The sequence below is a fragment of the Burkholderia sp. Ax-1719 genome (assembly GCF_011753055.1).
Classification (GTDB): Bacteria; Pseudomonadota; Gammaproteobacteria; order Burkholderiales; family Burkholderiaceae; genus Paraburkholderia.
The window spans coordinates 155,739-181,866 of sequence record NZ_VWWJ01000009.1 but is presented as its reverse complement, the minus strand read 5'-3'; the positions used below and the strand labels follow the sequence as shown (position 1 = coordinate 181,866).

The window sequence follows — 26,128 nt, the reverse complement described above, 5'->3', positions numbered from 1 at the left end:
AAGACACATTGCAGGAGTATCGATGAGTAATGTAGATGATGCGTACGACTACGTCATTGTGGGCGCAGGGTCGTCGGGCAGTGTGCTCGCCGACCGGCTCACCCGCGACGGCAAAAGCCGGGTGCTGCTGCTCGAAGCGGGCGGCGACAACGAATCCGAACTCGTGCGCATGCCGCGCGCATTCATGAAAATGTGGGGCAATCCGCAATACTTCTGGCAGTTCCCCGTGAAGGCGCAGAAGGATCGTCCCGCGAATGAAACATGGGTCTATGGGCGCGGTCTGGGCGGATCGAGTTCGACCAACGGCACCTGGTATCTGCGCGGCATGCCCGCGGATTACGACGCCTGGCGCGACATGGGCCTGCGCGAATGGTCGTGGAGCGAAGTCGAGCGCTGCTTCAACGAAATGGAAAGCTATCGATATCGCCACGGGCATCGTTCGCGCGGCCGCAACGGGCCGCTGCAGATAACGGAGTTGCCGTTCCGCTCGCCGGTGATCCGCGCGGCGCGCGAAGCCGGCCGGCAGATGGGCCTGCCGGTGCTCGACGATATCAATACGCCGGATACGCAGGGCATCGGCTATACGCAGGCAACGGTGGATCGGCGCGGCCGCCGCGCTTCGGCGTATCGCGCGTTTCTCAAACCCGCGATGGGCCGCAGCAATCTCGTCGTGAAGACTGGCGCGCTGGCGCAGCGCATCGCGTTCGAGGGCGAGCGCGCGGCGGGCGTGCACTACCGCGTGGGCGAGGTGGCATATTTCGCACGGGCGCGGCGTGAGGTGATTCTGTGCGCCGGCGTGCTGCAAAGCCCGAAGCTGTTGCAGCTCTCGGGCGTCGGTCCCGCCGATGTGCTGGCGAAAGCGGGCGTCGCACTGGTGAAGGATCTGCCCGCCGTGGGCCGCCATCTCGCCGATCATGCGATGTTCTCGATCTCGTTTCGCATGCGCAACGATGCGGGTTTCAATCGCGAATTCCACGGCTGGCGGCTGATGCGCCATGTGCTTCAGTACTACACGACGCGCACCGGGTTGATGGCGTACACCTCGCCGGAATTGACGGCGCTGGTTTCGATGCGCTCCGCGCCGCATTGGCCCGATGTGCAGTTCGGCGTTGGACCGTTTTCGATGCGTTCGAGCGAGGAAATCAAGGCCGATCCGGGGCGCGGCGCGCTGGAAGATCAACCGGGTCTCACGCTCAACGGCTACTACCTGCGGCCCAAAAGTCGTGGCAGCGTGGCGATCCAGTCTGCCGACGTCACGCAGCCGGTGCTGGTCGATGCCAACTGGTGGGGCGATCCCGAGGACCGCACGCTGCTGGTGGAGATGTTGCGGCTCATGCGCGAGTTCGCGGCGCAGCCCGCGCTTGCCCCCTATATCGTTCGCGAGGTGGTGCCCGGCGCGCAACATCAGAGCGACGACGAAATCTTCGAGGCACTGAAATGGCTGGTGAGTCCGGGCGTGCACGCGACCGGAACATGCCGGATGGGCGCGCCCGGCGACGCCGTGCTCGACTCGCGCCTGCGCGTGCATGGGCTGGCGGGATTGCGCGTGGTGGATTGTTCGTCGATGCCGACGCTGCCGTCGGGCAATACGAACGGTCCGGCGATGATGCTCGGTTATCGCGCCGCCGAGCTGATTCTCGAAGATCGCGACAGCGGTGGTGACCCGCCATACCCGACGACAAAGCGCACGCGCGAAGTGTCGGCGCAATCGCTCGTCTAGCGCGCGGGAAGAGGCCGGCGGGCTGGGCGCTAACGCCCACCCCGCCGGTCCTGTCCTGTCTTTGCAAACTAGAACGCGCTCTTCACCACGCCCCCATCGGCGCGCAACGCGGCTCCCGTGGTGGCCGAAGCCAGCGGGCTGGCGATATAGGCCACCAGCGAGGCAATTTCCTGCGGCGTGCCGAATCGCTTGATCAGCGACGTGGGCCGAACCTTCTCGAAGAACTCCTTTTCGAATGCTTCGAACGACTTGCCGTCGGCCTTTGCCAGCGTCTCGACGAATTCGCCTACGCCACGCGACTTCGTCGGGCCCGGCAGCACGCTGTTGACGGTGATGCCGGTTCCGGCAACGGCTTCGGCCAGCCCGCGCGAGACTGCGAGCTGCGCGGTCTTGGTCATGCCGTAGTGGATCATTTCGGCAGGAATCTGCACGCCGCTTTCGCTCGAAATGAAGATGATGCGCCCCCAGTCGGCCTCGCGCATGGCAGGCAGATACAGGCGGGCAAGACGCACGCCGCTCAGGACGTTGACATCGAAGAAACGCAGCCAGTCTTCATCGGGAATCGCTTCGAACGGTTTGGGCTCGAAGATGCCCAGGTTATTGACCAGGATTTCCACATTCGGGAAGCGGCGCGCCACTTCTTCGGCTGCGGCGGCCACACTCAGATCGCCTGCGAATCCGGCCACTTCGCCGCCGGTTTCGGCTTTGAGCTGCTTCACCACGGCATCCACCGACGATTGCGAACGGCCGTTGACGATTACGCGCGCGCCTTCCTGCGCCAGGGTGGTGGCGATGGCAAGGCCAATGCCGGCCGTGCTGCCGCTGACCAGCGCGAGTTTGCCTTTCAGATGCAAGTCCATGAACGTTTCCTTTCCTTGATTGACATTGAGGTGAGGGATTTACGTACGCGTAATCGAAGCGCCGCCATCGACGAGCGACGCCGTGCCGGTCACGAACGACGAATCGTCCGAAGCCAGATAAAGCACCGAGCGCGCGAGTTCTTCCGGCTTCGCGACGCGCTTGAGCGCATGCAGTCCTGTCACGAAGGCCTGAGACTCGCTGCTGTCGTTCATGTCGCGATACATCTCCGTATCCACCGCGCCCGGCAGCACCGCGTTCACGCGCACGCCCTGCGGGCCGTATTCGGCGGCCAGCGCCTGAGTCAGGCCGATGAGACCGGCCTTGCTCGCCGCGTAGGCGGCCGTGCCCGGAAAGGCAAACGAGTAACCCACGAAGGTCGATGTGAAGATGATCGATCCGCCGCCGTGCTTGAGCATTTCGGGGATCTGATGTTTCGCGCCGAGGAAGGCGCTGGTCAGATTGGTGGCCAGCGCGGCGTTCCAGCCCGCTTCTGAAATCCCGGTGCTCGGGCCCATCTCGCCCAGCGTGCCGGCGTTGTTGTAGGCGATATCCAGCCGGCCAAAACGGCTCACGGCAAGTTCGACCAGCGCCTGAGCGAACGCTTCCGATTGCACGTCGCCCGCCAGATACGCAACTTCTCCGCCTTCGCTGGCGATCTCGGCGGCCAGCTTTTCTAGCTCTTGCTCGCGGCGCGCCGCGATCACCACCTTGGCGCCTTCCCGCGCGAACAGCTTTGCGGTGGCACGGCCAATTCCAGCGCTGGCGCCCGTCACGATGGCCACTTTCCCAGTCAAACGTTCCATGTTGAATCTCCTGAGGTATTGCTTCGGCCATTGCCCTGTGCGCTGGCCCGTGACAGCAATATAGGATTCAGTCTTGATAGTGGAAAGGACGAAAAGATGGTCCTATCATTAAGTTTTTATGAATGATCGGAGAGGGGCATGGACCGCTTGCGCGCTTTCGAGGTTTTTGTGACGGTGGTGAACCGCGGCGGCTTTGCGCGCGCGGCGGAACTGCTGGGCACCTCGCCGGCCAATGTCACCCGCTATGTGCATGAACTGGAGGCGCACCTCGGCACGCGGCTGCTCAATCGCACCTCGCGCACGTTGTCGCTGACCGAGGGCGGCGAGACGCTTTACGCGCGTTGCAAATCCATCCTCGACGATGTCGCGGAAACCGAAGGGCTGGTGTCGTCGGCCACGGTCGAGCCACGGGGACGCTTGCGCATCAACGCGCCCGTCAGCTTCGGCATCCAGTATCTCGCGCCGCTCTGGCCCGGGTTCATGCGCAAGTACCCGGGCATCGAACTCGACGTCGCGCTGATTGACCGCGTCGTCGATATCGTCGACGAAGGCTACGATCTCGCCATCCGCATTTCACGCGCGGGTTCGACCAGTCACGCCGCGCGCAAGCTGGCCACTTCGCAGAACATCCTGTGCGCGTCGCCGGACTATCTGACGCGCTGCGGATTGCCTGCCGTGCCGGCGGACCTGATGGATCATCGCTGCATCGGCTATACCTACGCGGCTACCGGCGATGAGTGGGAACTGATCGACCGCGGCGGCAAGGCTCACCCGGTGAAGGTGGACTGCCACATGCACACCAATAACGGCGATACGGCGCGCGCCGCCGCGCTGGCCGGAGAAGGCCTGATCTGGCAGCCGACCTTTCTGATCGGCGACGATCTGCGCGCGGGCAGGCTGGTTCGCGTGTTACCCGAATATCGCCTGCCCGAGATCGATATCCTCGCGATCTACCCGAGCCGTCGACATCTGAGCGCCCGCGTACGCGTCATGATCGATTTCCTGGTGGAAGCGTTCGGTGGCGTGGCGCCGTGGGACGGCGCACGCGCGGGTTGATTCGACGATGGGCAATCGCAACAGGATCAGATAGCGTTGTTGCTGATGGGTTTGCCGGAATGGATGGCCGGGCTTTCACCATCTTTTGCGATGTCGCTATAGGTCCAGTCGAATTTCAGGACTGACGTAGCGATCGAACGGGGGACGGCAATACCGTATTCGGTTAGATAGGTTCGCCGCGACTTGTCCTGAACGATGCCGTCTTTCGTGTCTTCGCACTCGAAATCAATCGCCTTGCCACTCAGCGCTGCGTTGACTTGGGAAGCGGAATAAAAACGGCCTGTGTGACAGCTCGTCACCGAGGAACGGAAGTTGACGAGCTGAACCGTCGTACCGCTTTCGAACGTCGTGGTGTACGTAGTGTCTTCCTTGGGCGCATCGAACACGAACTGGTTATTGCCGACGTCGTGCACCACAACCGGAAGCATGGCAATCGTTTTCGAGTACGAAGCGGTTTCGGATTTCAGATCGATCAGATTGAGATACGAAATGCTGAAGGTTGCGCTAGCCGGTACGTCGTTGGCGGATAGCTCCATGATCTGCTGGACCAGACCGGTATCCTGCGCGTTGATCAGCGTGGTTTTGAAGTCACTCTTCGTACCCACGGTGCCGACGTGCCCCGAGACCGTACCGGACAGCGTCAGTATCTTGAAGGGAAGAGGGTGATTGCCGGCAGCGGGAAATTTGTCGCGCACGGAGTTCGGCAACGCATTAATGCCGAAGTGCGTTGCGAGGTACGCCGGTTTGTCGCTGGCAATGTCTTTGACGGAGACGAACTGCACACATCCCGACAACAGCCCCACGGACGCCAATGACGCGGCAGTCAACGCACGAATCTTCCTGGTCTGCATTCCATCAATCCTTGATTTACTAAAAAATCGGTTTTTACGGTGTTCTTTTCACCCATAAAAGCACGGAGAAAAACACCCCTGATCCACCTATCGGCGATCGACACGGATTCTTTAGGGTCTGGCTGGCGCGCACCAGGGTATTCAGCGATCTGAAAGATTGAATCGGCAACGACACCGTTGTCGCGCCAGAGCGCTGCGCGTCATCCTAATTTCTTGCGAATTTGATTTGCATAATCCCGCAATCGGGCGTGGACCGCGCTCATGGTATTGAGGCCAACACTATGCAAATCCGGCATTTCGCGCGTCGACGCACAGGCGTTCTGCTCCTGACCTGTGCGCTGGCGGCGTGTTCACATGAGCAAAAAACCGCGCAGAAAAAGGTGCAGACGGTGATCGTTGAAACGGTCAAGATGGTGCCGTTTGCGCAGTCGGCGTCCATGCCGGGACGCGCAACGTCGTTCCTGACGTCGCCGGTCACGCCCCAGGTGACCGGCGTGATCCAGAAGCGCCTGTTTGCCGAAGGCAGCGTGGTGCACGAAGGACAGGTGTTGTATCAGATCGACCCGGCGCCCTATCAGGCGACCTGGGACGCCGACAAGGCCGAGCTCGAAAAAGCCCAGGCCGCCTTGCTCTCTGCCCAGCCGATCGCCGAACGCGACCGCTCGCTTGCCGCCATCGACGCAATCAGCAAGGAAACGCTGGAAGAAGCCGAGGCCACGCTCAAGCAGGACGAAGCGACCATCGACGCCGACAAGGCCGCGCTGGAAAGCGCGCGCATCAATCTGGGCTACACGCGCGTGACCGCGCCGGTGACGGGCACGATCAGCGCATCGGCGTATACGCCCGGCGCGCTGGTGACGGCGGATCAGACCACGGCGCTGGCGACCATTTACGCCTACGACCCGATGTACCTGGACGTCACCGAATCCAGCACGGACGTGCTCGCGCTGCGCAAGAAGCTGGCGAGCGGCGCGTACAAGACCGATGCGAACGGCAATGCCAAGGTGAAGATCACGCTGGAAGACGGCTCGACCTACGCGCACGAAGGCACGCTGCAATTCGCGGGCGTCGGCGTCGACCAGACCACGGGGACGATTACGCTGCGGGTGATCGTGCCAAATCCGGACAAGCTCTTGCTGCCCGGCGAATATCTGCATGCCGTGATCGATCAGGGCATCAACGAAAGCGCGATTCTCGTGCCGCAGCAGGCGGTCGTGCACGATCAGCGCGGCAACGCCACGGCGTTGATCGTCGACGCGCAGGACAAGATCGAGCAACGCACCTTGATGCTCGCCGGGACGGCGAACAATAACGAATGGGTCGTGACGGGCGGCCTTGCCGCGGGCGAGCGTATCGTCGTGGCGGGATCGCAGTTCGTGAGCGTCGGCGATACGGTGAAAGCGACAGAAGCGCCGGGCGGCGATCAGGTAGCCAATACCGCCGCTGCGTCGCCTTCGGCGGATTGAGGGCTGTCGCATGCGCATCGCTCATTTCTTTATCGATCGCCCGGTTTTTGCGTGGGTGCTCGCGATTCTCGTTTCCCTGATGGGTGCATTCGCGATCACCCAACTGCCGCTCGACCAGTATCCCGACATCGCGCCGCCCACCATCCAGATCACGGCGACCTATAACGGCGCGTCCGCGCAGACCAACCAGGACGCGGTCGTGCAGGTGATCGAGCAGCAGATGGTTGGCCTCGACAATCTGATGTACATGTCGTCCTCGGCGAATTCCGAGGGCAATATCTCGATCAAGCTGACGTTCTCGGCGGGCACGAATCCGGACACGGCGCAGGTGCAGGTCCAGGACCAGTTGCAATCGGCCAATGCGCTGCTGCCGACCGAAGTGCAGGAAAGCGGCGTGACCGTGCGCAAGGCCTCGCCCGATACCTTCCTCGTCTTCAACCTCGTATCCGAAGACGGCAAGATGAGCAAGTCGGCCATCGCCGATTATCTCTACAGCAATCTCGAAGAGCAGATCGAGCGCCTGCCGGGCGTGGGTCAGGCGCAGCAGTTCGGCTATGAATACGCCATGCGGATCTGGCTGGATCCGAACAAGCTGCAAAAGTACGCGCTGATGCCCTCCGATGTGGTGACCGCCATCGACGCGCAGAACAACGACGTGGCGGCGGGCGAAGTCGGCAATACGCCGGCCGTGAAGGGCCAGGAACTCGACGCCACCATCACGGCGCGCAGCCGCCTGACGACCGCGCAGCAGTTCCGCGACATCGTGCTCAAGACCGAGACCAACGGCGCGCAGGTGCTGCTGGGCGACGTCGCGCGCGTCTCGCTCGGCCCGCAAGCCTATACGGTCGAAACCAACTTCAATAACAAGCCCGCGTCGGGGCTGGGCCTGCAACTCGCGCCGGGCGCGAACGAAGTGCAGGTCGACAAGGAAGTGCACGACTTCCTCAACAAGCGCGCGGCGAGCTTTCCGGACGGGCTGAAGGTCGAATATCCCTACGAGATGGTGCCGTTCATCAAGACGTCCATCGAAGAAGTGGTGAAGACGCTCGCGGAAGCCATCGTGCTGGTGGTCGCGATCATGTTCCTGTTCCTGCAGAACCTGCGCACCACGCTGATTCCGGCGATTGCGGTGCCGGTGGTGCTGCTGGGCACCTTCGGCATCCTCGACGTGTTCGGCTATTCGATCAACATGCTCACCATGTTCGGCGTGGTGCTGGCGATCGGGCTGCTGGTGGACGATGCGATCGTGGTGGTCGAAAACGTCGAGCGGCTGATGACCGAGGAGCATCTGTCACCGCGCGACGCCACCAAAAAGTCGATGACGGAAATCAGCAGTGCGCTGGTCGCGATTGCGATGGTGTTGTCTGCCGTGCTGTTGCCGATGGCGTTTTTCGGCGGCTCGACCGGCATCATCTATCGGCAGTTCTCGGTGTCGGTTGTATCGGCGATGGCGCTTTCGGTGGTGGTGGCGCTGACATTTACGCCCGCGCTGTGCGCGACGATCCTCAAGGACGGTCACGAGAAACCCAAGGGGCGCTTTTTCAGCGGCTTCAATCGCGGCTTCGATGCGTCGACCGGCAAATACCGGCGCGCCATCGACAAAATGCTCCATCACCGCAAGCCCGCGATCCTTATCTACGCCCTGCTGGTGGTGGGCGCGGGGCTGCTGTTCGTGCGCCTGCCCACATCGTTCCTGCCCACGGAAGACCAGGGCGTGCTGATGGTGACGGTGACCGCGCCGGTGGGCGCGACGCGCGAGCGCACCGAAGCGACCATGGCCAGGGTCGAGGACTATCTGCTCAAGCAGCCTGCCGTGTCCGAAGTGTTCAACGTCGCCGGTTACGCGGTGGGCAGCAATGGCCAGAACGTCGGCATGATGTGGGTGAAGCTCAAGGACTGGAGCCAGCGCACGGCCGTCAGTGACACGGCGCAGGGCTTTGTCGCCAGGGCTTCGCGCGATCTTTCGCAGCAGATTCGCGATGCGAAAGTGTTCGTGCTGCAACCGCCGACCGTGCGCGGCCTGGGTATTAGCTCGGGCTTCGACATGGAACTGGTCGATGAGGGCAATCTGGGCCACACGGCGCTGGCCGCCGCGCGCGACAAGCTGATCAAGATGGCGAACGCCAGCGGCATCGTGCGTCAGGTGCGCTTCAACGGTCTGGCCGATACGCCGCAACTCTCACTCGATATCGACGACCGCAAGGCGAACGCAATGGGCCTCGCGCCGGGCGATATCAATACGACGGTCGAAGATGCGCTGGGCGGCGAATACGTCGACGAATTTCTCGACAATCAGCGCATCAAGAAAGTCTATGTGCAGGGCGATGCACCGTTCCGCATGACGCCCGAGGCACTGGAGAACTGGTATGTGCGCAATAGCGTCGGGACGATGGTGCCGTTTTCCGCATTCTCGACTTCGCACTGGACCTTCGGTCCGCCCGAGCTGGACCGCTATAACGCGCAATCGTCGTTCGAGATCGTCGGTGATCCTGCGCCGGGCGTGAGTTCGGGGCAGGCGATGCAGACCATGGCGCAACTGGTCGCACAGCTGCCCAAGGGCATCACCTATGCGTGGACGGGACTCTCGTATCAGGAACAGTTGTCGGGCGGACAGGCGCCGTATCTCTACGCCGTTTCCGTGCTGTTCGTGTTCCTGTGCCTGGCGGCGCTCTATGAAAGCTGGTCGGTGCCGCTGGCGGTGCTGCTGATCGTGCCGCTGGGCGTGTTTGGCGCGGCGCTGGGGACCACGCTGCGCGGCCTGTCGAACGACGTCTATTTCCAGGTGGGACTGCTGGTGACGGTCGGGCTGTCGTCGAAGAACGCGATTCTGATCGTCGAGTTCGCGACGATGCTGGAAAAGCAGGGCGCAACGACGCTCAAGGCCATCGAGCAGGCGGTGGCGTTGCGGATTCGCCCGATCGTGATGACCTCGCTGGCGTTCCTGCTGGGCGTCGCGCCGCTGGTGGTGGCGAGCGGCGCGGGCGCGGCGGCGCGCCAGTCGATTGGCACGGGCGTGTTTGGCGGCACGCTGGTGGGGACGGTGCTGGCAATTTTCTTTACGCCGCTCTCGTATTTCATGGTCCGCAAACTGAGCGGCAAGGATGCCGCGCCGGGCGGCCCGCGCGGTCCGGGCGGAGCCAATGCGCCCGCCGATGGTTCCGGTTCGACCGGCGCGCAGGCGAGCGAGCACGAACACGAACACGAACACGCTGCGCAGGAGGCCGCATGAAGCGCGTAATCAACTGGATGGTGGCCGGTACGGCCGTCGCGGCGCTGAGCGCGTGTATCGACCTCTCGCCGAAGTATCAGCGGCCCGCGGCGCCGGTGCCCGCGTCGTGGCCCGATGCGGCCTCGGCTCCGGCGGCGGTCGAGCACACGGCGGACACGCTCGCCGCCGATATCGGCTGGCGCACGTTTTTCGTCGATCCGCGTCTGCAACGCACGATTGCGCTCGCGCTGTCGAACAGCCGCGATCTGCGCATCGCGATTCTCGATATCGAAAAGGAGCGCGCGGAATACCGCATCGAACGCGCCTCGCTGTTCCCCGAAATCGACCTGGGCGGCTCCGACGAAGCCGAGCGCACGCCAAACTCCGTGCGCAGTGCGGATTCTGGCGCCTCCACCGCCACGAGTGGCGCGAGCGGCTCGACTACCCACCTCTACAGCGCCAATCTGGGCTTCACCTCCTACGAACTCGATCTGTTCGGGCGCGTGCGCAACCTGAGCCAGGCGGCGCTGGAGACGTATCTGTCGACCATCGAGACGCGCCGCAGCACGCAGATCAGTCTGGTCTCCGATGTGGCGAGCGACTGGCTCACGCTCGCGTCTGACAAACGCCTGCTGGTGATCGCACAGGAAACTGAAGCGAGCCAGCAGCGCACCTTCGATCTGGTCGATCGCGAGCACGCGCTGGGCGCAGCGAGCGCGCTCGATATCGAGCAGGCGCAGGCGAGCCTGCAATCCGCGCGCAATGCCGTGGCGCAGGCGCAGACCACGGTGGCGCAGGCGCGCAATGCGCTCGACCTGGTGGTGGGCGCGCCTGTGCCGGTCGCCGATCTGCCCGATGCGCAGGTCGACCCCGTCGCCAGCATCACGACGATTCCGGCCGGCATTCCGTCGACGGTGCTGCAACGCCGCCCCGATGTGCTCGCCGCCGAACACACGCTGAAGGCCGATAACGCCGATATCGGCGCGGCGCGAGCGAACTTCTTCCCGACCATCAGCCTGACTGCCGCGCTGGGTTTCGAAAGTCCCGCGCTGGCTCAGCTTTTCACGGGCGGCAATCGCAGCTGGTCGTTCGAACCGTCCGCCGTGATCCCGATCTTCAACGCGGGCGAGAACCGCGCGACGCTCGACGCCGCCAAGGTCACGCTGAAAATCGACGTGGCGACGTATGAAAAGACCATCCAGACCGCCTTCGAGGAAGTCGCGAACGCGCTGGCGACGCGGGCCACCATCGACGCGCAGCTCGACGCCCAGACCCGCACGGTGAAGGCCGATCAGCACGCCTACGATCTGACCATGGCGCTGTACCAGCAGGGCAGCGACAGCCTGATCGACGCCTTGACCGAGCAGCGTTTGCTGTACACCGCGCAGCAATCGCTGGTGGCGACGCAACTGACGGCGCAGACCAGTCTGATTACGCTTTACGCGGCGCTGGGCGGCGGCGTGGATGCGGGCGACAGCAAGGGCACGGCGGCCAGCCGATGACGATGACGAAGAAGATGAGTGTTAATGCGGCGGGTATCATGACCGGACGTTTTCCCTAAAGAAGGAAGGTAGGCCACGCCATGCCAGACGTGCTGACCCGCGCGATCCGCGCCATCCGGCGCTCCAGCCTCACCGGCAAGCTGTTTGCTGCGATGCTGGTCGTCAACGTGCTGGTGATCGGCGCGATGGCGGTGGGCGCGCAGATCAGCTTCGAGCGCGGTTTTCTCGGCTATCTGGAGCATCAGGAAATCAAGCGGCTCGAATCGAGCGTCGGGCCGCTCGGCATGGCGTATCGCGATCACGGCAGCTGGGATTTTCTGCTGCAGAATCGCAGCCTCTGGCATGAAATCATGCGGCCTTACGCGCCCGCGTCGTATCCCGTTACGGGCCATGCGCCGCTGCCGCGTCTGCCGGTGTCGTCGCTGATCGGCACCAACACGCGCTTCACGTTGCTCGACGCGCAGGGGCACTACGTGTTCGGCAATCCGACGTTCGCGGATTCCTCGCCCCGCAGGCCGATCGTGGTGAGCGGCAAGACGGTTGGCTGGCTGCTGATGGTGCCGTTCGAGCGCGCCACCGAGGCGGGCGATCTGCGTTTCCAGCGCACGCAACGCGAATCGAGCTGGATCATCGCCATCGCGGCCACGTTGCTGGCGGTGCTCACGACCTTGTGGATGGCGCGCGCGCTGGCTTCGCCGCTGCGGCGCATCGCCAGCGCAACGCACACGCTCGCGGGCGGCGATCTGAGCGCACGCGTGCCGACAGTGTCGAGCGGCGATATCGGCCAGCTCGAACGCGATTTCAATCACCTTGCCCAGGCGCTGGAAAGCACCGAACGTATGCGTTCCGCGCTGGTCGCCGATATCTCGCACGAACTGCGCACGCCGCTTGCCGTGATGAGCGGCGAGATCGAGGCGATCGAAGTGGGCGTGCGGCCCGTGAGCGTCGAGGCGGTGCGCTCGCTGGGCGGCGAGGTGAAGCGGCTGAGCCGGCTGGTGGACGATCTCTACGATCTCTCGCTCGCCGATGTTGGCGCGCTGCGCTATCACCACGAACAGATCGACGTGTGCGAGACCTTGCGCTCGGCGCTGCGTCGCGGTGCGCGACGCCTGAGCGATGCCGGCCTCACGCTGCAGGTCGATCTGCCCGACGCGCCGCTCTGGGTGCGCGGCGACGAGCGGCGCCTGCAGCAGGTCTTCACGAATATCCTTGAAAATGCGGTGCGCTATGTCGACGCGGGCGGCGCGGTGTTCGTGAGTGCGCGCGAAGACGCCAGCACGGTGCGGATCGATTTCGACGATAACGGCGCGGGTGTGCCCGACGCCTACCTGCCGTCGTTATTCGAGCGTTTCTATCGCGTCGAGGCGTCGCGCAGCCGTGCGACCGGCGGCGCGGGTCTGGGCCTGCCGATCTGTCGCGGCATCGTCGAAGCGCATGACGGTCGTATCGAGGCGGCGCGCGCGCCACAAGGCGGCTTGCGCATCGCCATTGCATTGCCGCTTTTCAAGGACAACGTACCATCGCATCAGCTGGCCAGAACCTGAAGTGACCATGACGAACGAAACACCTATCGACATCCTGATCGTCGAGGACGAGCCGAAGCTGGCGAGCCTGATGGCGGATTTTCTGCAGGCGGCCGGCTACACGACGCGTTGCGTGGGCGACGGGCTCGCCGTGGCGGCGGAAGTCGAGCGCCAGATGCCGGGTCTGATCGTACTCGATCTGATGCTGCCGGGCCGTGACGGACGCGACATCTGCCGCGATTTACGCACCTGGAGCGATGTGCCGGTCATCATGGTGACGGCGCAGGTGGAGGAGGTGGATCGCCTGATCGGCCTTGAACTGGGCGCGGACGATTACATCTGCAAGCCGTTCAGCCTGCTGGAACTGGTTGCGCGCGTGAAAGCGATCCTGCGCCGCACGCGCTTCGAGCGCTTTCCTGAAAGCGCGCCGCTCAGCCTCGACGAAGAATGCTTCCAGGCGACCTTTCGCGGCGTGACGATCGAATTCACGCCGATCGAATTCCGGCTGCTCAAGACGCTGGCGACGCGGCCGGGCCGCGTGTTTTCGCGCGACGTGCTGATGGACCGGTTGTACCCGGATGGGCGCATCGTCGAGGATCGCACCATCGACAGCCACGTGAAAAAGATCCGCCGTAAATTCGAATCGATTGCCCCGGACGAGGATGTGATCCAGTCGGTGTATGGCGCGGGCTTCCGGCTGGCTTTATAGGCGTTGACCTTCGGCCCGCGCGCGCCTGTGATTACGCTTCGAGCGCTGCCTCGGAGAAGGCCGGATAGTCGCTGTAGCCGCGCGCGTCGCCGCCGAACAGTGTGGCAGGGTCCATTTCTGCGAGCGGCCAGTTGTTAGCGAGGCGCGCCGGCAGATCGGGATTTGCCACGAACGGACGGCCGAACGCGACCATATCGGCATAACCTGCGCCGATCACCCAGTTCGCGCGCTCCAGATCGTATTTGCCCGCGACGATAATCGGCTGCGCAAAACGCGCGCGAATATCGCGGCGAAACGCTTCGGTGAATTCGGGCGCGTCATCCCAATCCGCTTCGACCAGATGCAGATACGCGATCCCGCGCGATTGCAGGAAGGTTGCGGCTTCAAGCATCGTCGGCAGGATGTCCGGGCAAGCCATGCCGCGCGCGGTCAGAAACGGCGCGAGGCGGATCGCGGTGCGCTCGGCGCCAATCTCGCCCACGATCGCGTCGATCACTTCACGCAGGAAGCGCAGGCGGTTTTCACGCGAGCCGCCGTATTCGTCGTCGCGCTGGTTCGAGGTCGTGCGCAGGAATTGATCGATCAGATAGCCATTCGCACCGTGCACTTCCACGCCGTCAAAACCCGCTTCGCGTGCGCGTCGCGCGGCCAGGCGGAAATCTTCGACGATCTGGCGCACCTCGGCGGTGCTGAGCGCACGCGGCGTCGGGCAATCGACCATCGCGCCCTGACCGGTGGCGGGATCGACCTTCCAGATCTGTCCGTCGAACGGGATAGCCGATGGCGCGACGGGCAGCGCGCCGTCGTGGAAATCGGGGTGTGACATGCGGCCCACATGCCAGAGCTGCAGAAAGATCGTGCCGCCCTCTGCGTGCACGGCGTCGGTCACGAGACGCCAGCCCGCCACCTGCGCGTCGTTGTGAATCCCGGGCGTGAATGAATAGCCTTTACCTTGCGGCGAAATCTGCGACGCCTCGGTGACGATCAGCGCGGCGCTCGCGCGTTGCGCGTAGTAGGCGGCGTTTGTTGCGTTGGGCACGTCGCCGGGTTGCGTGCTGCGGGCGCGTGTCATCGGGGCCATCGCGACGCGATGTGCCAGCGTGCGGCCATTGAAATCGATCGGCGTGAACAGGTTGCGGGTGGACATGACAGGTACTCGAAGGGTTGAATTGTCGCCGATTGTCGGGCAGGAAAGCGGGCCTGCGAATGCGGCCCGGCGTTGAAAGATTATTCGGTGGGATTTGAAAATCGCGGGTGGGGGCGTTCGTGCTTATTGCGCGGCGGCTGTAATCGGCATGAAACACGTTGCAACGCACTGTAATCTTCCAATCTGTAAATGAGAATGCTTCTCATGTATATTTGGCCTCCTTTACAAATCTGTCGGCCTGCGCGGGGTCGACTCGCATAGTTATCGATAGGGGAAGAAGGTGTTTCAACGAAGAATTCTGGCGATCCTGGTGCCCATGGCGCTGGCGGAGTTGTGCGGCGCGCAGGCCGCTTTTGCTCAAACGGCAGCACAAGCGGCTGTCCAGGCGTCCGCGCCCGTTAGCGCATCGAGTGTTGCGGCCAGCAAGGCGACCACGGCCGGCGCCGCGTCGCGCGTCGACAGTCAGTTGAACGTGGTGTCGGTGACGGCCAGCCGCATCGGCACGACCGATCCCACGCGTTCCGCGGCGACGGTCTCGGTGATCACCTCGGACGACATGGAAGAGAACAACGCGAAGGACATCAAGGATGCGTTGAAATACGAACCGGGCGTGGCCGTGAATCGCCAGGCCTATCGCCCGAGCGGTATCGGCAGCGCGACCGGCCGCGGCGGTAACGACGGCATCAATATTCGCGGCCTGGAAGGCAACCAGGTGCTGCTGCTCGAGGACGGCATTCCGCTGCCGCAGACCTTTTCGTTTGGTTCGGGCTCGGCGGGTCGCGGCGACTATCTGAATACGGATCTGTACGAGCGCGTCGAGGTGCTGCGCGGGCCCGCATCGGTGCTGTACGGCAGCGACGGTCTGACCGGCGCGGTCAACTTCGTGACGAAGGATCCTTCCGATCTGCTCGGTATTTACGGCAAGAAAACGTATTTCTCGGTGCGCTCGGACTATGACTCGAGCGATCGCAGCTGGGGTGGCACTGCCACCACGGCGTTTAGCACTGCGAATGGCGCAGTGCAGGGCATGTTGATGCTGTCGGGTCGTCATGGCCACGAACTCGACAATCATGGCAGCACCGGCGGCACGGGCGCGAGCCGCGACGAGGCGGACCCGGCAACGTATAACAACCGCTCGGCGCTCGCGAAACTGGTATTCAGGCTTTCCGCTACCGACAAGCTCAAGCTGACCGCTGAGACGCTCAATAACACCAGCTCTGTCGACAGCCTGTACGAGATCGGCAATTACACGGCCAATACCACCTCGTACAACACCACCAACGACGTCACCAGCAATCGCGTCAAGCTCGAATGGGATCACGACGACGAAACCAATCGCTGGGTGCAGCACGTCAAAAGCTCGGTTTTCTATCGCAACGCGGCGACCGATCAGAATCTGCTGATCGGTGAAACGACTAGCGACGTGACGCGCTACAACCACTACGGCGAGAGCATTGTCGGCGGCAATACGGTGGCGGAAAGCTCGTTCAAGACCGGGCCGCTTTCGCACAAACTCGTCTACGGTCTGGACGTAAGCGTTTCGCAATTCAATACCGATTCCAATGGCAATACGGCGGACGCGACCTCCGGCTATCTGGAGAATTTCCCGAAGACGCAAACGCTCAATCTGGGCGCGTATATGCAGGACAGCATCAGCTGGAACAAGCTGACTTTCGTGCCGGGCCTGCGCTTCGACTATTACCACATGACGCCTGATGCCGACAGCACGTACACGTCGGCAGCAAGCGCATCGACCCAGCCTCTGTCCAATTCGAGCGGTAATGCTTTGTCGCCACGCCTGGCATTCCTATATGAAATCAGCCCGGCGATGGTGCCGTACGTGCAATATGCGCGTGGTTTCCGTGCGCCTTCCGCCAACCAGGTCAACAGTTTTTACGGCGGCGGCGTGGCTGCCTCGATGTACCACACGTATTACGAGCAGGTCGGCAATCCCAATCTGAAGCCGGAAACCAGCAATTCATTCGAAGCCGGCATGCGCGGCAAGCTGGCGTTCGGTACGAACCGCGTGTCGTATAGCGCTTCGGCATTTTATGGCCGCTACAAGAACTTTATCGATTCCGAAGTCGTGGGCGGCAGCCTGACTTCGGCGACCGATCCGGAGAAGTTCCAGTACATCAACTTCAGCAATGCAACGATCAAGGGCGTTGAAGCCAAATTCGACTGGTTCGCAGGCGATTCGCTCGAACTGAAGGGCGGCGTCGCCTATACCGATGGCAGCGAACAGAACACGGACGGCACCACGAGCGGAATCATGTCCATCCCGCCGCTGGCAGCGGTGCTCGGCATCAAATACCGTGGTGACGATCGCTGGTTCGTGGGCGCAGACGTGACGTACAACTCGCGCCGCAATACGAGCGACGTGAATACCGCGTCGACGAAGTACTTCTCCACGCCTTCGTACACGATTGTCGATCTGCACGCCGGCTACAAGATCACGCAGCACGTGAGCATTACCGCTGGCATCAACAATCTGTTCAACCGCAAATACTGGCGCTGGAGCGATGTGCGCGACCTCTCGGGCAGTTCGAGCTACGCGACCCTCAACGCTTACACCGCGCCGGGACGCAATTTCAATGTCGGCATGAAAGTCGACTTCTAATAACCGATCCCCATAGGAACACAATGAATCCCGTCGATTTTTCCGATGCCAAGGCGCTCGCGCAATGGCGCGCGACGTATCTTGCTCAAAAGAGCGCGCAAAAACTGCGGCAGCGTGAGGCGGCTGCGGCGATGCAGGTGAGCGAAGCGCAGGCCGTGGCGGCTTTCGTCGGCGTGAACGTGGTGCGTTTGAAGCCGGATTTCATGGGCCTGATCGCGCAGATGCCGAGGCTCGGCGAGGTCATGACGCTCACGCGCAACGAGGCGGCCGTGCACGAAAAGGACGGCATTTTCGAAAAGGTCAGCGCGGAAGGCCATGTCGGTCTCGTGCTCGGTGCGGACATCGATCTGCGCGCGTTTCATCGGGGTTGGGCCTTCGCGTTTGCGGTTCGCGAAGCATCTGCCAGCGGTGAAATGAAGAGCTTCCAGTTTTACGACGCGCAGGGCGCCGCGGTTTTCAAGGTATTTTTGCGCGCGCATAGCGATCATGGCGCGTTTGACGCGCTGGTGACGGAGTGGACCGATCCAGAGCAATCGTCGGTGCTGGCGCTGAAGGCGGCGTCACCTGTGCCGCCGGTGCGCGACGATGCGGATATCGACGTCTCCGGTTTTCATGCTGCCTGGCAGGGCATGCAGGATACCCATGACTTTTTCCCGCTGCTGCGCAAGTTTGGCTTGACGCGCACCCAGGCCCTGCGCCTGGCCGAGCCTCACTATGTGACGCGTCTGGCCGACGATGTGATCGAAGCGTTGCTGGTCGACGCCGCTCGCGCCGGTTTGCCCATCATGGTCTTTGTCGGCAATCCCGGCATGATCCAGATCCACACGGGCAAGGTGACGAATATTCGCTGCATGGGACCTTGGGTCAACGTGCTGGACGAGCGCTTCAATCTTCACCTGCGCGCCGATCTAGTGGCGAGCGCATGGCTCGTGCGCAAGCCGACCAGCGACGGCATCGTCACGTCGGTCGAACTGTTCGATGCGCAAGGCGAAAACATCGCCATGTTGTTTGGCGCGCGCAAACCCGGTTCGCCGGAGCTTGCCGGGTGGCGAGAGCTGGTCGGGGCGCTGCAACCGCATCAGGAAGCCGTTGCGGCTTGACGCGAGCGATTTCTGAACTTTCAGTCGGAGGTTGAGAAGACGGGGAAGTCGTCGTTCGCACGATCTGACTTTCCCGCTGATCGTCATATGGAAAAGATCGAACCGCATGGTCCAAAGGATGCTGCCTGGCGTGATTTTGTCATCCGGCACATGAATGACATTGGGATTCGCGTCACGCCCACGCGGGTCGCCGTACTCGTTTCCTTGTTTGAAATGAAGCAGGGCGTGAAGGCCGATGAGATCTATAAATTCGCCAGCAGGAAAGGGATCAGTTTGAGCCAGGCGTCGATCTACCGGAATCTGGTGGACTTCGAACGCGTGCGGATTGTTTCCAGACAGTGGACGCCGGGCGACGCCGGGGCAAGAGCGACGTTCTTTCTGCAGTGCCCGCGGCAGCCTGAAAAGATGCATATGATCTCGTGCAGAAAATGCGGGCGCCGGGTTAAATTCAGGAATCCGGAGTTTACCGACATGGTGAAAGCGGCTTCGCAGACTTCCATGTTTGGGTCTTCGGAGCAGGCGATCAACATCAGTATTGTCTGCGGGGATTGCGAGTAAGGCGGGTGGTGGTGAAGGGCGAATTGTTGCAACACACCGCAACACCAGTGGTAACATTTGTTGTCGCTCACCGTCCGGCCCGATCGGCCTCTCGACATGCCTGAAAGTTTCGACCAGCTTGCCGCGCTGATCCGCGCACGATTCGCCGAACTCAGCCCGCAATTCCAGACCGGCGCTGCCTTCCTGCTCGACCATCCCGACGAAGTCGCCGTGTCGTCGATGCGCAAGGTGGCCGAGCGCGCGCAGGTGCAGCCCGCGTCCCTCGTGCGGCTGTCGCAACAGCTTGGCTTTCCGGGCTGGAACGAATTGCGCGATCTGTTCGTCGCACGCGTACGCACGCGGCCCGAGCCGCTGTCGAGCCGCGCGCGCTCGCTGGTCGCCGGCAGCGCCAAGGATGCGCTCGCCCGCGATCTGCTCACCGCGCAGCAACACAATCTCGACGCCAGTTCCGCGCACAACGCGCGCGCCATGGTGGAAGCCGCGCGCGTGCTGAAAAAGGCCCGCCATGTCCATGTGGCGGGTTTCCGTTCGTGTTATGCGGTGGCGTTTGGCCTCGTGTATGGATACCGCCTGTTCAGGCCAGCGGTGTCGCTGCTCGGCGGCGAGGCCGGTACGCTCGAAATGCAGTTGCTCGGCATCGAACGCGATAGCGCGACCATCGTGGTGAGCTTCGCGCCGTATTCGGTCGAGGCGGTACGTGTGGCCGAAGCCGCGCTCGAAAAAGGCAGCAAGCTGATTGCGATCACGGATAGCGCTGTGTCGCCCATCGCGCTCAACGCCGAGAAAGTGCTGATCTTCACGCACGAAAGCCCGTCGTTCTTCCCGTCGCTCGTCGCGGCGACGGCGCAGGCCGAATCTCTGGTCGCGCATCTGCTGGCGCTCGAAGGCTCGGGCGCGGTGGCGCAACTGGAAGAGGCCGAGCGCTCGCTCAACGCGCGCGGCGCGTACGTGCCGTAATCTTCCGCTTGTTCGGCCCTGAAAAAAACGGGACGTGGCTTCGATGCCGCGTCCCGTTTTCACATGGAAGCCGTGAAGTTCGTCAGTTCTTCAGCCGATAGCCGGTCTTGAAGATCCATGCGGTAATCCCGAGGAACAGCGCGAGAAACGCCGCCGTCATGCCGAGACTCACGCCCACGGCCACATCCGCGAGGCCATAGAAGCTCCAGCGGAATCCGCTGATGAGATAGACGATCGGGTTGAACAACGTAATCACCTTCCACGCGGGCGGCAGCATGTCGACCGAGTAGAAGCTGCCGCCGAGGAAGGTCAGCGGCGTAATCACGAGCAGCGGCACGATCTGCAGCTTTTCGAAGTTATCGGCCCAGATGCCGATGATGAAACCCAGCAGGCTGAAGGTGATGGCCGTCAGCAGCAGGAACAGGATCATCCAGAACGGATGCTGGATCTGGATCGGCACGAACAGCGCGGCGGTGGCCAGAATAATCAGCCCGAGCAGCACCGACTTGGTGGCCGCCGCGCCCACGTAGCTGATGACGATTTCGAAATACGACACGGGCGCGGACAGCAACTCGTAAATCGTGCCGGTGAAGCGCGGGAAGTAAATGCCGAACGACGCGTTCGAAATGCTCTGCGACAGCAGCGACAACATGATCAGCCCCGGCACGATGAACGCGCCGTAGCTCACGCCGTTCACTTCCTTGATGCGCGAGCCAATCGCCGAACCGAACACGATGAAGTAAAGCGACGTCGAAATCACCGGCGCGACGATGCTCTGCATCAGCGTGCGTCGGGTGCGCGCCATTTCGAAGCGGTAGATTGCGCGGATTGCGTGGATATTCATTGGGCGCTCACCTGTCCTTTGTTGTTTTCGGCGAGCGCCGCGTCCTTGCCGACGAGGCTCACGAAAATGTCCTCCAGCGAACTCTGGCTCGTTTTCAGGTCCGTGAAACCGATGCCCGCATCGCCCAGGCTCTTGAGCAGCGCGATGATGTCGTTGCGCTCGTTTTCGGCGTCGTAGGTGTAGGTGAGTTCGCTGCCGCTATCGGCCAGTTCCAGATTCCACGCGGCGAGCGCGGGCGGAATGGCGGCGAGCGGCGCGTCGAGCTGCAGCGTCAACTGCTTGCGGCCGAGCTTGCGCATCAGCACGTCCTTGCGCTCGACCAGCATGATCTCGCCCGCATTGATGACGCCGATGCGGTCGGCCATCTCTTCGGCTTCGTCGATGTAATGGGTCGTGAGGATGATGGTCACGCCGCTGGCCTTGAGGCCGCGCACGAGTTCCCACATGTCGCGGCGCAGTTCCACGTCCACGCCGGCAGTCGGCTCATCCAGAAACAGCACTTGCGGCTCGTGCGCCAGCGCCTTGGCGATCAGCACGCGGCGCTTCATGCCGCCCGAAAGCGTCAGGATCTTGTTGTTGCGCTTTTCCCATAGCGAGAGGTCGCGCAGCACGCGCTCGACATAGGCGGGGTTGGGCGGTTTGCCGAACAGGCCACGGCTGAACGAGACCGTGGCCCAGACGGTTTCGAAGGCGTCGGTCGTCAGTTCCTGCGGCACGAGGCCGATCAGCGAGCGCGCGGCGCGGTAGTCGGTGACGATATCGTGACCGGCTACGCGGACGTGGCCTTCGCTCGCGTTGACGATGCCGCAGATGATGCTGATGAGCGTGGTCTTGCCGGCGCCGTTCGGGCCGAGGAGCGCGAAAATTTCGCCGCGGTCGATGTCCAGGTTGACGCGCGAAAGCGCGCGGAAGCCCGATGCATAGACTTTCGAGAGATTCTCGATGGAGAGGATCGTTTGCATGTGCGTGACATTACCAGAATCGGGGGCAGGGCATCGAACCTCGCACCGGCCCTCTACGCTACGCACGCACGTGCGCGCCCCCTGATTTTTCGCACACGCCATTCATTCGTTGTAAGCATCGATTAATTTGACAACATTTGTTGCGAGGCGTATAAATCCAGCATCGACTATTTCAGGCTAAAAGGCTGTAAAGCTGACGGGCCTACAGGGCTACATGCCTACAAGCAGGCGGATCAAACGATGCAGGCACTCAACACTCTCCAGATGGGCGGCACGCCCGAAGCGATCGGGCAGCGGCTCGGCGAACTCGCTAGACCCATTTTCGCCACCTATATGGCGCAAAGCAGCGCCTGGGCCGCAGTGAGCCGCTGGCGCGGCCACGCCTTCGTGCAGCAGCTGCGCGCGGCGGCCGAGCGGCATTTCCCCGCCTATGTGGCGGAACTGGACGCAATGGCGGCGGCGCTTGGCTGGCCGGCGCATGACCTGTTTCTCTGGAACTGCCGTGGCGAGCTGATCCACAATGCGCCCGACGGCTGCACGACGCTCGCCGTGCGCCGCGATGCGGCTCGCGGCCTGATCGCGCATAACGAAGACGGCGATCCGTATCTGCGCGGCCGCTGCGCGGTGGTCGAGGTCGCGCCCGACGGCAAGCCCGGCTTCGTGAGCTTCTACTATCCGGGCTCGCTGCCGGGACATACCTTCGCGGCGTCCCGCGCGGGTGTGGCGCAGGCGATCAACAACGTGCGTATTCGCGAGCCGCGCGCCGGTGTGCCGCGCATGATTCTGGCGCGCGCCGTGCTCGACGCCGCGACGCTCGACGACGCGCTTGCCCTGCTGCGCGACACGCCGCGTGCGAGCGGCTTTCACCATACGGTCGGCGGTATCGATGCTGCGGGCGCGGTGCGCGTCTACAGCGTGGAAGCCACGGCGCAGCGCGCCTCGATCGTGGAAGTGGGGGCGCCTGCGGGCCACGCGAATCACCTGATTCACGCCGGCCATGACCGTGAGGCGCAGATCATCACCGATTCGTCGCGCGATCGTCAGGCGCGGCTGGCCGATCTCCTGCCCACGCTCGGCGCGCAGCCCGACGGCCCGGACTTCGTGCGCACGCTGCAGGACCGGGGCGGCGCCGGCCTGCCGATTTTCCGCGACGATCCGCACGATCCTGACGACGAAAACACCCTGGCCACCGCCTGCATGCAGATCGCGCCGGAAGGCGTGGGCTTCGACGTCTGGCAGGACGGCGCGCGCACGCTGACGATGCAGCTCCCGCGTACGGCTTGAGCGCGCCAGACCCAGCGCACTTTCACCGAATTTCGACACAGATATCCGCTTTCAGCGAGAACCACCATGTCCAGCAAAGTTTTCCATCGCATGCCCAAGCAAACGCTGCCCGTCGCGGTGGCGGGCGAGGGCATCGAGATCATCGATTCCACCGGCAAGCGCTATATCGACGCCAGCGGCGGCGCGGCCGTCTCGTGCCTGGGCCACAGCAACCAGCGCGTAATCGACGCGATCAAGCAGCAAGCCCAGGCGCTGCCTTACGCGCACACCTCATTCTTCACGACCGAGGCGTCGGAACAACTCGCCGATTACCTGATCGCGCGCGCGCCGGCAGGCCTCGACCACGTCTACTTCGTCTCGGGCGGTTCCGAGGCGATCGAGGCGGCACTCAAGCTCGCGCGTCAGTATTTCGTCGAGAAGGGCGAGACGTCGCGCCGCCATTTCATCGCGCGCCGCCAGAGCTATCACGGCAACACGCTGGGCGCGCTGGCGATAGGCGGCAACGCGTGGCGTCGTGAGCCGTTCCTGCCGATCCTGATCGAATCGCATCACGTGAGCCCGTGCTTCGCGTACCGCGAGCGCGTCGAAGGCGAAACCGACGAAGCCTACGCCCAGCGTCTGGCCGATGAACTTGAGCAGAAGATCCTCGAACTCGGCGCGGAAAACGTCGCGGCCTTCGTGGCGGAAACCGTGGTGGGCGCGACGGCAGGCGCGGTGCCGCCGGTGCGCGAGTACTTCCGCAAGATCCGCGCGGTGTGCGACCGCTACGGCGTGCTGCTGATCCTCGACGAAATCATGTCGGGCATGGGCCGCACCGGCTATCTGTTCGCGTGCGAGGAAGACGGCGTGGCGCCGGACCTGCTGACGATCGCGAAGGGATTGGGCGCGGGCTATCAGCCGATCGGCGCGACGCTGGTGAGCCAGCGCATTTATGAAACCATCGTGGGCGGCAGCGGCTACTTCCAGCACGGCCACACCTATATTGGCCACGCGACGGCCTGTGCGGCAGCGCTTGCCGTGCAGCACGTGATCGCCGAGGACAAGTTGCTCGACAACGTGCAGGCGCGCGGCGAGCAACTGCGTGCGCGTCTGCGCGAGCGCTACGCGGAGCATCCGTATGTGGGCGACGTGCGCGGGCGCGGCCTGTTCGTGGGCGTCGAGCTGGTCAAGGACCGCGCGACCAAGGCGAGCTTCGATCCGTCGCTCAAGCTTCACGCGGCGATCAAGCGCGAGGCCTTTGCGCGCGGCCTGATGTGCTATCCGATGGGCGGCACCGTGGATGGCCAGAACGGCGACCACATCCTGCTCGCGCCGCCGTTCATCTGTACCGCGGAACAGATCGATACGATCGAGGCCCGCCTTGCCGATGCGGTTGGCGCGGCGCTGCAGGCAAGCGGCGTGATGAAGAGCACCGCCTGAGTCTTTACCTGATTTCACCCGAATTCTCCGGAGCGAATCGATGACGCAATCCCAGAATCCGCGCCTGCCGGCCTTCGACGCCGCCAGCGCGACGCCCGAGCAGAAGGCCGTGCTCGATGAAATTCTCTCTGGCCCGCGCGGCAACCTGAACGGCCCGTTCCTCGGCTGGATCCATAGCCCCGAGCTTGCCCAGCACGCCCAGCGCCTGGGCGCGTTCTGCCGCTACAGCACGGGCCTGTCGCTGCGCCTGTCCGAACTGGCGATTCTCGTGACGGCGCAACGCTGGCAGGCGCAGGCGGAGTGGTTTATCCACTATCCGATCGCCATCAAGGCGGGCGTGCCCGAAGCGCTCGCCGAGCAGATCCGCATGGGCGCCCAGCCGGTTTTCGAGGAAGCCGACGACGCGCTGATCTACGCCTTCGCCACCGAGCTTTACGACACGAGGCGCGTCTCGGACGCCACTTATGCGCTTGCCGTGGAGCGTTTCGGGCATGAGACGACCATCAACCTGGTCGGTCTGCTGGGCTACTACGCGCTGGTGGCGATGACGCTCAACGTCTTCGGCATGCGCGCGGAAGGCCAGACGACTCTGCCATTCCCCGAATAAGCGCATCTGCCCCCAATCTGGCGCCTGGCGCTGGATACGCTGAACACGTTGTACGAAAGCCCCATCCGGTGACGGCCAGATGGGGCGTTTTTGTTTTTGGCGTGACGATCATATTTCAGCGCATTGATTTACCCATCGGTCGGTTAATCGCATTGAATGGCTGGAAATCAATATATGATCGCCGGGCGAGTGAAAAATAAAACGTGTGAACGTTTTTTTGCAGTAAACGTTTTCACGCATATCGTTCGAAGCTAGCAGAATTTGAACTATATGGTTAATGCTATTTTTGACGGCCGGTATGGATCTGCTGGCGACGATTGAGTGTTGCCGGAATGTTGCGGCATTTTGCCATCGATATTTCAAATAATAAGACTGTTTCGGCGCGGTGAGGCGGACGCTGATGCGCTAAAGCGTAGATAGCGGCGGTTGAGTAGGACAATTAGCCAAATCGATTTTTACACCTGAAATGTGGCTTTCCCGTAGTCGGGATAAAATCGCTTGCGTGATTTAATTCGCATTGTTAGTCTTGCCGGACTTATTCGAAGCCGCCGCAATAACATTATCGAAATGGCGGCTAATTGTGGCTAAAGGCGGGTTCCAGATCCGCTCCGGGGACTATTCGAGGCACGAGCTTTTTACTCGGGGAATTCCATGCTTGATACGACCGAAGAGGTCGCCGAAAGCCCGCACAGCGCCGAAGCGGGTATTGGCGACGTGGTCACGCTCAAATCGGGTGGACCGCGCATGACAGTGATGTACGCGGGGCCGGTGGGCTTCGCGAGCGGCCATTGGCTGATCTGCCAGTGGTTCGACGAAACCGGCGAACTGCGCCAGGACATGTTCGCGCAGGATATGGTGAAGATGGAGCCGCGCCTGATTTCGGCGGGTCTCGTCAGGATGCGCATGCCCTTGCGGGGCGTGTGAGCGGGCG

At 62.8% G+C, this 26,128-nt stretch carries 21 protein-coding genes; 15 read left to right on the top strand and 6 right to left on the bottom strand.

What is annotated here, in order from left to right; genetic code table 11:
- Nucleotides 1-22 precede the first annotated feature (22 nt).
- Nucleotides 23-1,720, top strand: coding sequence for a GMC family oxidoreductase N-terminal domain-containing protein (locus F3J17_RS18380; protein ID WP_167061613.1), 1,698 nt, complete (start codon nt 23-25; stop codon nt 1,718-1,720).
- 68 nt (nt 1,721-1,788) lie between these two features.
- Here the strand turns inward: F3J17_RS18380 and F3J17_RS18375 are convergent, their stop codons facing one another.
- Both F3J17_RS18375 and F3J17_RS18370 read right to left on the bottom strand, forming a co-directional pair.
- Nucleotides 1,789-2,580 carry an SDR family oxidoreductase gene (locus F3J17_RS18375; protein WP_167061610.1) on the bottom strand — a complete coding sequence of 264 codons (792 nt, stop codon included), beginning with the start codon at nt 2,578-2,580 and terminating at the stop codon, nt 1,789-1,791.
- 39 nt (nt 2,581-2,619) lie between these two features.
- A complete protein-coding gene (locus F3J17_RS18370; RefSeq protein WP_167061607.1) occupies nt 2,620-3,384 on the bottom strand; it encodes an SDR family oxidoreductase in 765 nt (254 codons plus the stop codon).
- A 138-nt stretch (nt 3,385-3,522) separates the two neighbouring features.
- Between F3J17_RS18370 and F3J17_RS18365 the strand changes: the two genes are divergently transcribed.
- Nucleotides 3,523-4,440, top strand: coding sequence for a LysR family transcriptional regulator (locus F3J17_RS18365; RefSeq protein ID WP_167061604.1), 918 nt, complete (start codon nt 3,523-3,525; stop codon nt 4,438-4,440).
- A 26-nt stretch (nt 4,441-4,466) separates the two neighbouring features.
- Here the strand turns inward: F3J17_RS18365 and F3J17_RS18360 are convergent, their stop codons facing one another.
- Nucleotides 4,467-5,291 (bottom strand): hypothetical protein, encoded by an 825-nt coding sequence (locus tag F3J17_RS18360; protein ID WP_167061601.1) that lies wholly within the window; start codon nt 5,289-5,291, stop codon nt 4,467-4,469.
- A gap of 389 nt (nt 5,292-5,680) precedes the next feature.
- Between F3J17_RS18360 and F3J17_RS18355 the strand changes: the two genes are divergently transcribed.
- The 5 genes from F3J17_RS18355 (at nt 5,681) to F3J17_RS18335 (ending at nt 13,699) form a co-directional block, all read left to right on the top strand.
- Nucleotides 5,681-6,757 carry an efflux RND transporter periplasmic adaptor subunit gene (locus F3J17_RS18355; protein WP_345891216.1) on the top strand — a complete coding sequence of 359 codons (1,077 nt, stop codon included), beginning with the start codon at nt 5,681-5,683 and terminating at the stop codon, nt 6,755-6,757.
- Nucleotides 6,758-6,767: 10 nt separating this feature from the next.
- Complete coding sequence (locus F3J17_RS18350; protein WP_205194848.1) at nt 6,768-9,986, top strand: efflux RND transporter permease subunit; 3,219 nt, start codon at nt 6,768-6,770, stop codon at nt 9,984-9,986.
- A complete protein-coding gene (locus F3J17_RS18345) occupies nt 9,983-11,467 on the top strand; it encodes an efflux transporter outer membrane subunit (protein WP_167061596.1) in 1,485 nt (494 codons plus the stop codon). The genes F3J17_RS18350 and F3J17_RS18345 overlap by 4 nt, the downstream gene beginning before the upstream one ends.
- An 80-nt stretch (nt 11,468-11,547) precedes the next feature.
- Nucleotides 11,548-13,011 (top strand): ATP-binding protein, encoded by a 1,464-nt coding sequence (locus F3J17_RS18340; protein WP_167061593.1) that lies wholly within the window; start codon nt 11,548-11,550, stop codon nt 13,009-13,011.
- 7 nt (nt 13,012-13,018) lie between these two features.
- Nucleotides 13,019-13,699: a response regulator gene (locus F3J17_RS18335; protein WP_167061590.1), complete on the top strand. Its 681-nt coding sequence runs from the start codon at nt 13,019-13,021 to the stop codon at nt 13,697-13,699.
- A 31-nt stretch (nt 13,700-13,730) separates the two neighbouring features.
- Here the strand turns inward: F3J17_RS18335 and F3J17_RS18330 are convergent, their stop codons facing one another.
- Nucleotides 13,731-14,846 carry an alkene reductase gene (locus tag F3J17_RS18330; protein ID WP_167061587.1) on the bottom strand — a complete coding sequence of 372 codons (1,116 nt, stop codon included), beginning with the start codon at nt 14,844-14,846 and terminating at the stop codon, nt 13,731-13,733.
- Nucleotides 14,847-15,126: 280 nt separating this feature from the next.
- On the opposite strand from F3J17_RS18330, the gene F3J17_RS18325 reads away from it, so the two are divergent.
- From F3J17_RS18325 to F3J17_RS18310, 4 genes are all read left to right on the top strand, one after another.
- Nucleotides 15,127-17,466 carry a TonB-dependent hemoglobin/transferrin/lactoferrin family receptor gene (locus F3J17_RS18325; protein ID WP_345891215.1) on the top strand — a complete coding sequence of 780 codons (2,340 nt, stop codon included), beginning with the start codon at nt 15,127-15,129 and terminating at the stop codon, nt 17,464-17,466.
- A gap of 23 nt (nt 17,467-17,489) precedes the next feature.
- Entirely contained in the window at nt 17,490-18,566 is a 1,077-nt protein-coding gene (locus F3J17_RS18320) for a ChuX/HutX family heme-like substrate-binding protein (protein ID WP_167061584.1), read from the top strand.
- A gap of 87 nt (nt 18,567-18,653) precedes the next feature.
- Nucleotides 18,654-19,124: a transcriptional repressor gene (locus F3J17_RS18315; protein WP_167061581.1), complete on the top strand. Its 471-nt coding sequence runs from the start codon at nt 18,654-18,656 to the stop codon at nt 19,122-19,124.
- A 96-nt stretch (nt 19,125-19,220) separates the two neighbouring features.
- Nucleotides 19,221-20,081 carry a MurR/RpiR family transcriptional regulator gene (locus F3J17_RS18310; protein ID WP_167061578.1) on the top strand — a complete coding sequence of 287 codons (861 nt, stop codon included), beginning with the start codon at nt 19,221-19,223 and terminating at the stop codon, nt 20,079-20,081.
- An 82-nt stretch (nt 20,082-20,163) separates the two neighbouring features.
- Here F3J17_RS18310 and F3J17_RS18305 read toward each other — a convergent pair whose 3' ends face one another.
- Complete coding sequence (locus F3J17_RS18305) at nt 20,164-20,925, bottom strand: ABC transporter permease (protein ID WP_167061575.1); 762 nt, start codon at nt 20,923-20,925, stop codon at nt 20,164-20,166.
- A complete protein-coding gene (locus F3J17_RS18300) occupies nt 20,922-21,887 on the bottom strand; it encodes an ABC transporter ATP-binding protein (protein WP_167061573.1) in 966 nt (321 codons plus the stop codon). Before F3J17_RS18300 ends, F3J17_RS18305 begins: the two co-directional genes overlap by 4 nt.
- A 240-nt stretch (nt 21,888-22,127) precedes the next feature.
- Between F3J17_RS18300 and F3J17_RS18295 the strand changes: the two genes are divergently transcribed.
- From F3J17_RS18295 to F3J17_RS18280, 4 genes are all read left to right on the top strand, one after another.
- Nucleotides 22,128-23,171, top strand: a complete 1,044-nt coding sequence (locus tag F3J17_RS18295; RefSeq protein ID WP_167061570.1) for a C45 family peptidase — start codon at nt 22,128-22,130, stop codon at nt 23,169-23,171.
- Between the two features lie 66 nt (nt 23,172-23,237).
- Nucleotides 23,238-24,590, top strand: a complete 1,353-nt coding sequence (locus F3J17_RS18290; protein ID WP_167061567.1) for an aspartate aminotransferase family protein — start codon at nt 23,238-23,240, stop codon at nt 24,588-24,590.
- 40 nt (nt 24,591-24,630) lie between these two features.
- The gene (locus F3J17_RS18285) at nt 24,631-25,197 is read left to right on the top strand and encodes a carboxymuconolactone decarboxylase family protein (RefSeq protein WP_167061564.1); all 567 of its coding nucleotides are present in this window, start codon (nt 24,631-24,633) and stop codon (nt 25,195-25,197) included.
- Nucleotides 25,198-25,848: 651 nt separating this feature from the next.
- Nucleotides 25,849-26,121 carry a YodC family protein gene (locus tag F3J17_RS18280; RefSeq protein ID WP_167061561.1) on the top strand — a complete coding sequence of 91 codons (273 nt, stop codon included), beginning with the start codon at nt 25,849-25,851 and terminating at the stop codon, nt 26,119-26,121.
- Nucleotides 26,122-26,128 lie beyond the last annotated feature (7 nt).